The sequence below is a fragment of the Pseudomonas rossensis genome (assembly GCF_039888995.1).
Taxonomy (GTDB): Bacteria; Pseudomonadota; Gammaproteobacteria; order Pseudomonadales; family Pseudomonadaceae; genus Aquipseudomonas; species Aquipseudomonas rossensis.
This window is the reverse complement of the sequence record NZ_JBBWCB010000178.1, coordinates 1-9,416: the sequence shown is the minus strand read 5'-3', so window position 1 is coordinate 9,416 and position 9,416 is coordinate 1. Positions and strand designations below refer to the sequence as shown.

11 protein-coding genes and 3 pseudogenes are annotated in these 9,416 nt (G+C 59.7%); 5 read left to right on the top strand and 9 right to left on the bottom strand.

The features are described 5' to 3' along the window. Positions 1-349: glutathione S-transferase N-terminal domain-containing protein (locus tag WLY71_RS27660; protein ID WP_347806088.1), on the bottom strand; the 349-nt coding region annotated here is incomplete at its 3' end. 370 nt (positions 350-719) lie between these two features. Here WLY71_RS27660 and WLY71_RS27655 point away from each other — a divergent pair. Further along, a complete protein-coding gene (locus WLY71_RS27655) occupies positions 720-1,394 on the top strand; it encodes a histidine phosphatase family protein (RefSeq protein WP_347806087.1) in 675 nt (224 codons plus the stop codon). 146 nt (positions 1,395-1,540) lie between these two features. On the opposite strand, the gene mnmH is transcribed toward WLY71_RS27655, so the two are convergent. Both mnmH and selD read right to left on the bottom strand, forming a co-directional pair. After that, complete coding sequence (mnmH, locus tag WLY71_RS27650; RefSeq protein ID WP_347806086.1) at positions 1,541-2,644, bottom strand: tRNA 2-selenouridine(34) synthase MnmH; 1,104 nt, start codon at positions 2,642-2,644, stop codon at positions 1,541-1,543. Further along, positions 2,644-3,678 (bottom strand): selenide, water dikinase SelD, encoded by a 1,035-nt coding sequence (selD, locus tag WLY71_RS27645; protein ID WP_347806085.1) that lies wholly within the window; start codon positions 3,676-3,678, stop codon positions 2,644-2,646. Before selD ends, mnmH begins: the two co-directional genes overlap by 1 nt. Before the next feature lie 243 nt (positions 3,679-3,921). Here selD and WLY71_RS27640 point away from each other — a divergent pair, with 243 nt between their 5' ends. Beyond that, positions 3,922-4,878 carry a nucleoside-specific channel-forming protein Tsx gene (locus tag WLY71_RS27640; protein WP_347806084.1) on the top strand — a complete coding sequence of 319 codons (957 nt, stop codon included), beginning with the start codon at positions 3,922-3,924 and terminating at the stop codon, positions 4,876-4,878. A 24-nt stretch (positions 4,879-4,902) separates the two neighbouring features. Further along, a pseudogene (locus WLY71_RS27635) lies at positions 4,903-5,173 on the top strand (purine nucleoside permease); the annotation flags it as partial. A gap of 65 nt (positions 5,174-5,238) precedes the next feature. Here WLY71_RS27635 and WLY71_RS27630 read toward each other — a convergent pair. Both WLY71_RS27630 and WLY71_RS27625 read right to left on the bottom strand, forming a co-directional pair. Next, on the bottom strand, positions 5,239-5,412 hold the full coding sequence (locus WLY71_RS27630; protein WP_008035179.1) for a DUF1427 family protein: 174 nt from the start codon (positions 5,410-5,412) through the stop codon (positions 5,239-5,241). Positions 5,413-5,527: 115 nt separating this feature from the next. After that, a complete protein-coding gene (locus WLY71_RS27625) occupies positions 5,528-6,313 on the bottom strand; it encodes an AraC family transcriptional regulator (RefSeq protein WP_347806083.1) in 786 nt (261 codons plus the stop codon). Positions 6,314-6,459: 146 nt separating this feature from the next. Here WLY71_RS27625 and WLY71_RS27620 point away from each other — a divergent pair, with 146 nt between their 5' ends. Continuing rightward, complete coding sequence (locus tag WLY71_RS27620; protein WP_008152143.1) at positions 6,460-6,687, top strand: DUF6555 family protein; 228 nt, start codon at positions 6,460-6,462, stop codon at positions 6,685-6,687. 46 nt (positions 6,688-6,733) lie between these two features. Here WLY71_RS27620 and WLY71_RS27615 read toward each other — a convergent pair whose 3' ends face one another. From WLY71_RS27615 to WLY71_RS27605, 3 genes and pseudogenes are all read right to left on the bottom strand, one after another. Continuing rightward, the gene (locus WLY71_RS27615) at positions 6,734-6,898 is read right to left on the bottom strand and encodes a metallothionein (protein ID WP_347806082.1); all 165 of its coding nucleotides are present in this window, start codon (positions 6,896-6,898) and stop codon (positions 6,734-6,736) included. Between the two features lie 72 nt (positions 6,899-6,970). Continuing rightward, complete coding sequence (locus WLY71_RS27610) at positions 6,971-7,426, bottom strand: DMT family transporter (protein ID WP_347806081.1); 456 nt, start codon at positions 7,424-7,426, stop codon at positions 6,971-6,973. Further along, a pseudogene (locus tag WLY71_RS27605) lies at positions 7,426-7,512 on the bottom strand (DMT family transporter); the annotation flags it as partial. The pseudogene WLY71_RS27605 and the gene WLY71_RS27610, both read right to left, overlap by 1 nt. Before the next feature lie 60 nt (positions 7,513-7,572). Here WLY71_RS27605 and WLY71_RS27600 point away from each other — a divergent pair. Then, positions 7,573-7,894: pseudogene (locus tag WLY71_RS27600) on the top strand (LysR substrate-binding domain-containing protein); the annotation flags it as partial. A gap of 122 nt (positions 7,895-8,016) precedes the next feature. On the opposite strand, the gene WLY71_RS27595 reads toward WLY71_RS27600, so the two are convergent. Further along, on the bottom strand, positions 8,017-9,416 hold a 1,400-nt coding region (locus WLY71_RS27595; RefSeq protein WP_347806080.1), incomplete at its 5' end, for a methyl-accepting chemotaxis protein.

Here is a 9,416-nt window from a genome sequence, read left to right as displayed (position 1 = left end):
GAATGGTCTCGTACCGCGCCGCCGATTCCTGGGCCAGCAGTTGCCCGCTCTTGTCGGCCAGGTAAATCAGAATCGCCCCGGACTCGAACAGCGCCAGGGGTTGGTCCCCCGGACCGTGGGGGTCGAGGATCGCCGGGATCTTGTTGTTGGGGTTCAGCGAAAGAAATTCGGGGGACATCTGATCATGGGTGTCGAAGCCCACACGATGCGGTTCGTAGGGCAGTCCGATCTCTTCGAGCATGATCGACACCTTGACGCCGTTGGGTGTGGGCAAGGAGTAAAGCTGGATCCACTCGGGGTATTGAGCCGGCCATTTTTGGGTAATCGGGAACGCGGACAGATCGGTCATGGGAAGCATCCACACGGAAAAAGTAGACGCTGATCATAATGTAGGGGCTGGCGAAGGCTGCGATTTTTTGGCGTATCAATATTGCTGATGAGCAAGATCAAAAGATCGCAGCCTGTCAGTGGCACCGACACCTGTACTGTGTCCATAAATCCGCAACATCCTGTCGATAACCTCTGTTCCAACCCATCTCAGGTTGCCGCTACAGTGCTGCGCACTCGCTCGGATCGAACCAAATGGGCTTCAGAGGACTCTGAGCATTGCCCTTTCGGAAACGGACCGGCCCAACGACATGGAAAACACCCGACGCAGGGAGCTCGCGGTGTAAAGGTTTGTCAGCCTTAACCGAATGCGCTGAAGATCACCTATTCAAATGATGAACCTTTTTAAATTCGCCAAACGCTTCAAGCATCGCGCGTATGTTGTCCTGCCTTCCCTGTTGGCGATCAGCGCGCTATTCCTGTCCCTTGAGTCCAGCGAAAGCCGCGCCCAACCGGCGGACGGCACCCAGACGCTGGTATTCCTGCGCCACGCGGAAAAACCCGCCGGCGGCCTCGGCCAGCTCAACTGCCAGGGCCTGAACCGCGCCATTGACCTGGCCACCTTGCTGCCGGAAAAATTCGGCAAGGCCAACTACGTGTTTGCCGCCAACCCGACACGCAATGTCGAGGAAGGCGAACTGGATAATTCCTACAGCTACATCCGCCCCCTGATGACCATCAGCCCCAGCGCGATCAAGCTTGGCTTGCCGGTGAACATCAATTTCTCGGCCAACGACACCAGCGACCTGGCCGATGAATTGCTCCACGACAAGTATCACAACTCGGTCATCTACACCGCCTGGTCCCACGGCTACCTGCCGGAGCTGATCAACAAGGTCGCGGGAGAAGCCGTCGGCAAGAAACAGAACATCACCGATGACTGGGAATCCAGCGACTACGACTCGCTGTACGTGCTCACCCTGACCTGGCACAACGGCAAGGCCAGTGTGCAGAGCCACGTCTACAAGCAAGGGCTGGATAATGGGCGGGAGACCTGTCCGACGTAAGCTTTAAGAGATTTGGCGCCTGTCGGGGCCTCATCGCGAGCAGGCTCGCTCCCACATTAGATTTTCAGTGAATTCAGATTTTGTGTATCACCGAGATCCAGTGTGGGAGCGAGCCTGCTCGCGATGGGGCCGGCAAATCCAACACATTACTTCTGATTGATGCGCCGCTCGCGCAGATACTCAAGGACAGCAGCCCGCTCCCCCGCGAACTCAATACGCCCCCCTTTCTTCTCCCGCTGAAACGCATACATCGGGTCGTAATACTCGCGGAGCAACCCTTCGATCCAGCCCCGGTGCAAGTCCACCGCCCCGCTGCTCGCTTGCTCCGCCAACGCGTCTTCCATCAACATCAGCATCCGCCGATGGCGCTCACCGCCCAGACGTTTCTGCACATTGTTCAGACTCTCCAGCAGGCGCTCGGAAAACAGCGCGAAGCCTTCATCGCCATGCACGCCGATGAACTCGGCGCACAAGTCCACCACGTAATCACGCAGGATCCGTTCGACCCGCCCTTCCAGGCTGTCTTCCAGCCAGACCATCGGGAATTGTTGCATGCCCTGAAACAGCGGCAACGGCAGCGCACAACTACCGATCGCGCGGCTCTCGTCTTCCAGTACAAACTGTTCGATGCCGTGGGCGCGCTTCTTCAGCAGGTCCACCGCCAGACGGTTCTCAAAATCGATGTTGGAGGGTTGGCCGGTGGCGCGCTTACCGAAACTGGAGCCGCGATGATGGGCGTGACCTTCAAGGTCCAGGCCGTTGCGCAACTGCGTGAGCACTTCGGTTTTACCGGTGCCGGTCATGCCGCCCAGCAAGACGAAATCACACTGGGCAACCGCCTGATCGAGCGTGTCGAGCAAGAAGGTGCGCATCGCCTTGTAGCCGCCACCGACGCGCGGATAGTCAATGCCCGCCTCATCCTTGAGCCATTGCTGGACGATCTGCGAACGCAATCCGCCGCGAAAACAATACAAATACCCATCAGGATGAGCCCGGGCAAAATCGGCCCAGGCCTGGATACGCTCGGCTTTTATCTCGCCGGACACCAACTGGTGTCCCAGCGTAATGGCCGCTTGCTGGCCGTGTTGCTTGTAACAAGTGCCGACCCGTTGCCGCTCATGGTCATTCATCAGCGGCAGGTTGATGACGCCGGGGAATGAGCCTTTGAGAAATTCGACCGGCGCGCGGGCATCCATCATCGGTCGGTCGTTGAGGAAAATGTCGCGGTAATCGGTGAATTCGATTGACATCAAAACACCTCAACCGCGTTCGTCTGTCGCTCGATCAGTTCACCGATCGGCTCAAGGGTCAGGCCCAGCTCGGCGGCTACTTTGAGGAAGTGTTCGTTGCCTTCGGGGGTGACCGCAACCAGCAGGCCACCGCTGGTCTGCGGATCGCAGAGCACGCGTTTGTGCATTTCCTGAAGACGCCCAAGCTTGCTGGCGTAGCTGTCGAAGTTGCGCAGTGTTCCGCCCGGCACGCAGCCTTGGTCAAGGTAATACTCGACACCCGGCAGACGCGGCACGCGGTCGTACTCGATGCGAGCGGTCACGTTGCTGCCGTCGGCCATTTCTACCAAATGCCCCAGCAGGCCAAAACCGGTGACGTCGGTCATCGCGGTGACGCACTCGAGTTTGCCGAAACGGCTGCCGGGTTTGTTCAGGGTGCACATCCAGTCGCGGGCCAGGCCGATGTCGGCATGGCGCAATTTACCCTTCTTCTCGGCGGTGGTGAGGATGCCGATGCCCAGCGGTTTGGTGAGGTAAAGCAGGCAACCGGCGGTGGCGGTGTCGTTGCGCTTCATATGGCGCTTTTCCACCAGACCGGTCACGGCGAGGCCGAAGATCGGCTCCGGCGCGTCGATGGAATGCCCTCCGGCCAGCGGAATGCCGGCTTCATCGCAGACCGAACGCCCGCCGCGAATCACTTCCCGGGCAATCTCCGGCGCCAGTACGTTGACCGGCCAGCCAAGGATCGCAATCGCCATCAACGGATCGCCGCCCATAGCGTAGATGTCGCTGATGGCATTGGTGGCGGCGATGCGGCCGAAATCGAACGGGTCGTCGACGATCGGCATGAAGAAGTCGGTGGTCGACACCACGCCGCGCTCTTCATCGATGGCGTACACCGCCGCATCATCGCGCGAGGCGTTGCCGACCCAGAGTTTCGGGTCAAGGTTCTGCGCCCCGCTGTCGGCCAGAATCACCTCCAACACCTGGGGAGAGATTTTGCAACCGCATCCTGCGCCGTGGCTGTATTGGGTCAGACGAATCGGTTCGCTCATGGGGGGACACACCTCGTGAAGTCAGTGCCGAAGATTCTACATCAACGTCGCCTCCCCCGAGGCCCCACGAATCGTTGACCGAAAGGACAGTTAAACCACCAATTCCCTAACCTTTTCCATACCTTGAGCAAAATTGGTATGTCTTATGCAAACGTTTGCGTGTCGCTAATGCAGACGTTTTCGATACATAACCGCGCAAGCCCACAGAACCGGGCCTTCGATCCGCACGAAAAGGGATTTTTAATGCACCGCACGTCCAGCCGCGTGACTTGCTCGCGCACCTTTGCTGTTTCTTTGCTGCTGGCCAGCGTTACAGGACTACTCAGCAGCACTGTTTTGGCGCAACCCGCTCCCGCCGAAGAATCCGCCCAAGGCGAAAGCCTCAGCCCCGAAGCGAGCCCACCGAAAAAAGGCGCGTACCTCTCGGACTGGTTCAATCAGGACCTGACCGTCATCGGCAGCAAAGACATCAGCTTCGGCCCGCAACCGGCCGACGATATCTACCTGGAATACGAGTACTTCGGGCGCAAGGGGCCGTTCGAGTTGTACGGCTACATCGACATCCCGAAGATCTTCGACATCGGCAACAGCCATGACAAAGGCGTGTGGGACCACGGCTCGCCGGTGTTCATGGAGCACGAACCGCGAATCTCCATCGACTACCTCGCCGGCCGCAGCCTGGCCATCGGGCCGTTCAAGGAATGGTACGTCGCCTTCGACTGGATCTACGACCACGGCAGTAACAGCGCCAACCGTGCCAATACGCTGTACAGCGGTTTGGGCACCGACATCGACACCCATTCGCGGGTCAACCTGTCGGCCAACTTCTATGGGCGCTACCAGTGGGAAAACTACGGCGCCAGCAATGAGTATTCGTGGGATGGCTATCGCGCCCAGCTCAAATACATCGTGCCCATCAGCAGCTTCAGCAACGGCGCGTCACTGACCTACATCGGCTTCACCAACTTCGACTTCGGCTCGGATTTGCACAAGGACAACCCGGCTCGCACCGCCAACGCCACCGTCGCCACCAACGTGTTGCTGTACTCGTTCACCCACTTGCGTTTCACCCTGGTCGGCCGTTATTTCCACAACGGCGGCAACTGGGAGGATGGCAGCGAGTTGAATTTCGGCGACGGTAACTTCCGCGCCCGTTCCGACGGCTGGGGTTACTACGCCGGCGTTGGTTATCAGTTTTAAGTCTTGTGTGAATCAGGAGGTTTTATGCATGCAATGACGCGTCTTTCCCTAGCCTGTGCCGCCCTGCTCTCCTCAACGGCCTGGGCGACTGAAGCGCCGATTCAGCCGAAGGTGATGCTGATCACCATGTTCGCCCCCCGAGGCGCAAAACTGGATTGATCGGTTGGAACTCAAGCAGGAAGTGCGGGTGCCGGGGCTGTCCGCCGAGTATCCGACCGTTCGCTGCAACAGCCAGCAGGTGTGCCTCACCGGCCAGGGCCAGTCCAACGCCGCGGCGTCGACCCTGGCGTTGTCGTCGAAATTCGGGTCTTGTCGAATTGCAGTGCTTTCATGAGCATTTCCCTCGAATGAATAAACGATTCAGGAGATCCAGCCAGTCACCAGCTGCCGGCCCATTGGCCACAACTTCTCACCGGCCAACATGCCGAGCAGCCCTACCAGCGCGATGGCCGGCGGTGCGGGGGAACGAAAATCCAGAGCGCCGTAGAGCAGACCGACGCCCAGACCGATGACCAGTGAGATGAGGTAGCTCATGGCAGACTCCGTGGCTAATTAAGGTAGGCCAGAGTCTAAAGATCGGTAGCGACGAACACCGGCCAAGTGCTTCTGAATATCGGCCAAAGCGCTAATGCCGGATCCAAGGTTTTCGTTATGACTGGACCTGGCGTTGGCTCGCCGAAAACTGCGAAGGCGCGACACCCCGTTCCCGGCGGAACATGTCGCTAAAGCTGCTCGGCGAATAACCCAGCTCCCGGGCAATCGCACTGACCGGCACGCCCTGGATCAACTCTGCCACCGCGGTCGCCAATTGCACCTGGCGCCGCCATTCGGCGAAGCCCATGCCCAAACCGTCCTTGAACAGCCGCGCCAGGGTACGCACGCTGGCACCGGCATTTTCGGCGTGTTGTTCGAAGGTAATGTCCAGCGACGGCGCGGCCATGGCCGCCTGGCACAGGTTCATCAGGCGCCGGTCGGAATTATCCGGCAAAGGGATTTTCAGCAGCGAGCGCCTGGCTCGCCTAAGCTCCAACAGCGCCAGGCCGACCAGCGCTTCGTAATACTCGGGAGCACCATCATCACCCTGCTCCACCAACCCGACGATCAGCTCACGCAGTAGTTTGCCGACTTCGATCACCAAAACCGTGTCGTCCAGCGTCGCCACCAATGAGGGCCGCAAGTAGATGTTGCGCATCTGTAAATCCGAGACCACCCGAATCCCGTGGGGCACACCCGGCGGCAGCCACGCCGCTCGTTGCGGCGGCACCACCAGCGCTTCATGGGGCGTCTCGACCCACATCACCCCGCTCATCGCATACAGCAACTGCCCCCACACATGCTCATGCGGCTCGATGTACAAGCCGCGCGGATAGGTGCGCGCCAGCGGTTGCACGGGCACATCGGTGTCACTCAGGTCTGGGGGGGCGGCAAGGGCCATGGGCAGTAATCATTGAGGGTTTTCAGAGATTGCACGGTAACGAGCCACCGGCCTTGTCGCCACTGGCGGCATCCGTCTGACAATCCAACTGAATTTTCCGTAACGCCAACGATCCTTGTATAACCACAAGGAGGAAAACGGGCTCTATGAACAACGCAAAACTTTTCGTCATTGAATACACCCTTCATGGCGCGCCCAAGTCTTTCATCATCCGCTTGGACAAGATGGATAACGCGGAAGCTTGGCATTGGGCAAGTTGCGACGCGGGGGTCGGACGAATCCCTCGCTTCGGCCGAGAGAAGGTGCAAAAAACCAGTAAGCCGATGGCGGAGAAGTTCGGCGTAGAAAACGTCAAGTGGCGGCCGGCGAATTGAAATGAAAGTGGAGCCCGATCAGGCTCCACTTTTTTTGGATGAGTGGTCAGCGTTGAGCACACTTGCAGCCCTTACTGGCGCATTTTTCGCCATGTTCGTGGTGCTTGGCGCAGGCTTCACAGCAATAGTGCTTGCCGTGGCGCGCGATCGGATGTTCGCCCAGTTTGCAGGAGCATTTGGGGCAGTCGCAGATACTTTCACTGTCGATCATGAGTCTGACTCCAGGGTTATGGTCGTCCGGTTGCCGCGAACGCGGCCCGTATTACCAGTGTAGGAGCTTGCGTCAACCCTGCCGGGTACTACTGCGATACATGAACATCAACGCCAACGCGAGACACACCATCGCCAGTATCCGGCTACTCGACAATTCGATCGCCGGATTGCCCAGCCAGCCGAAGTTATCGATCAACATCCCCATCCCCAGTTGCCCGACGATCACCGCCACCGTAGCCACCGCCGTGCCGACCCGCGGCACCGCGCCGACCATCACCATCATGTAGACCACCCCGAACAACGCGCCGCTGAGCTGCCATTTCGGCACGTCCAGCAAACTCACGGCATGGGCCGGCTCGAAAAACAGGATCAGCAGCCCGGTGGTCACTGCACCGACCACGAAGGTCAACAAACTGCTGCGCAACACGCCCACCGTTTCGCCCAACCGCCCATTGATCGCCGCCTGGACACTCAACACCGCACCGGCCGCCACGACCACCGCCAACAAAATAATCAGATTCATCATCAACCCCGAGCGATCAGAACAAGTGCCGCGACAATCAGCAACAAGGCCAGCCAACGTTCACCGTTGACTTTTTCGCGGGTAGCGCCGTTTGTCGCCGTTCTCGACCACGGCAGTTTCTCCGAAGTCGCCCGCCGCGAGGGCCTGGCACCCTCTTCTTTCGCAAGGATCAGCAGGACTGGACGCCCTGGTCGGTGAAGGGACCGATCACCGGCAACCACGCCGACACCCTGACGCAAGCTGCCGAACAAGGCTTGGGGCTGGTGATGTTTCCGTCGTGGCTGATGTGAAGCGGTGCGCAACGGCACGCTGGTGCCGGTGCTTGGGGCGTATCAGGTGTCCAACAGCCTGGAGCCGCAGCAGATTGCGGTGCTGTGGCCCGGCAGTCGACGGTTGTCGGTGAAGGTGCGGACGGTGATTGATTTCTATGTCGAGTGTTTTGGAGCGGTGCCCTACTGGGACAGGCCCTAACAACGCGCAATCCATGTGGGAGCGAGCTTGCTCGCGATAAGGCCGGCACATTCAACACTGATGTTGGCTGACATTCCGCTATCGCGAGCAAGCTCGCTCCCACAGGTTCTGTACCGGTGCAATCAAATGCGGAACTGCCCCACCAGTTTGCCCAGGCGCTGGCCAAGATCGGCGAGGCTGCGGGAAGTCTGGGCACCGAGTTGGGTTTCGTCGGCAACGCTGTCCACGGCCACGGCAATCTGATGCACGCTGCGGTTGATCTCTTCGGCCACGGCGGTCTGCTCTTCGGCGGCGCTGGCGATCTGCGCGTTCATCGAATTGATGGTGCCGATCAGTTGGGCCATGGTGTCCAGCGATGCGCCCGCTTCGTTGGCCTGAGCCGACGTGCCGTCGCCGGCCTCGCTGGAACGGCGCATCGCTTCCACGGCCGATTGGGTACCGGCCTGCAAGCGATCGATCATGCCCTGGATTTCCTGGGTGCTGATTTGCGTGCGACTGGCCAGCGCTCGAACCTCGTCGGCCACCACGGCAAAACCACGACCGGCCTCACCGGCACGGGCGGCTTCAATGGCGGCGTTGAGTGCCAGCAGGTTGGTCTGCTCGGCAATCGAACGGATCACGCCGAGCACACTGACAATCGACGACACGTCTTTTTGCAGGCTGTCCAGAGACACGCCGCTGCTGCGAATGTCGTCCACCAACGCATGAATCTTCACGATGCTGCCGGCCACCACACGCTTGGCAGCCTGGCCTTCTTCGTCGGTCTGCTGGGCAGCCACCGCCGCGTTTTGCGCACTTTTCGCCACTTCCTGAGCAGCGGCGGACATTTGGTTGATTGCCGTGGCGACCTGATCGGTCTCGTGACGCTGACGCTCCATGGCCTGATCCGAGCGCTGGGCCTGATCGGAGACCTGATTCACCAACCCGGTCAACTGCGAGGTCATTTCAGTGATCTGGCGCACCAGGCCGTGGATCTTGTCGACGAAGCGGTTGAACGAGCCGGCCAGTTCGCCGAGCTCATCCTGGCTGGTGATGGTCAGGCGACGCGTCAGGTCGCCCTCGCCCGCCGCGATGTCATCGAGGTTGGCTTTCATCAGGTTCAGCGGACGCAAGATGGTGTTGGCCAGCAGCATCCCGGCGGCGGCAATCACCAACAACACCACCACGGCAATCCCGACGATGCTCAGCACCACGCCTTTCATGCGCTCCTGAACCTTGGCTTGAACCAGCGCGACTTGCGCTTCGATACCGTCGAGGTTCACCGAAGTACCGACAGCCATGTCCCACTTCGGCAGGTATTCGGTGTAGCCGAGTTTCGGCACCAGCACTTGGGTGTTGCCGGGCAGCGTCGAGCTGTATTGCAGGTAGTGGGTGCCGTCCTTGGCGACTTTCACCAGGTCGCGGTTGACGTAAACGCCATTCGGATCGCGGTTGTCCTTAAAGCTCTGGCCCACGCCTTCAGGGCTGTTGGCCTTGAACAGGCGCACGGTGTTGGAGTCGTAGCCGAAGAAGTAGCCGTCCT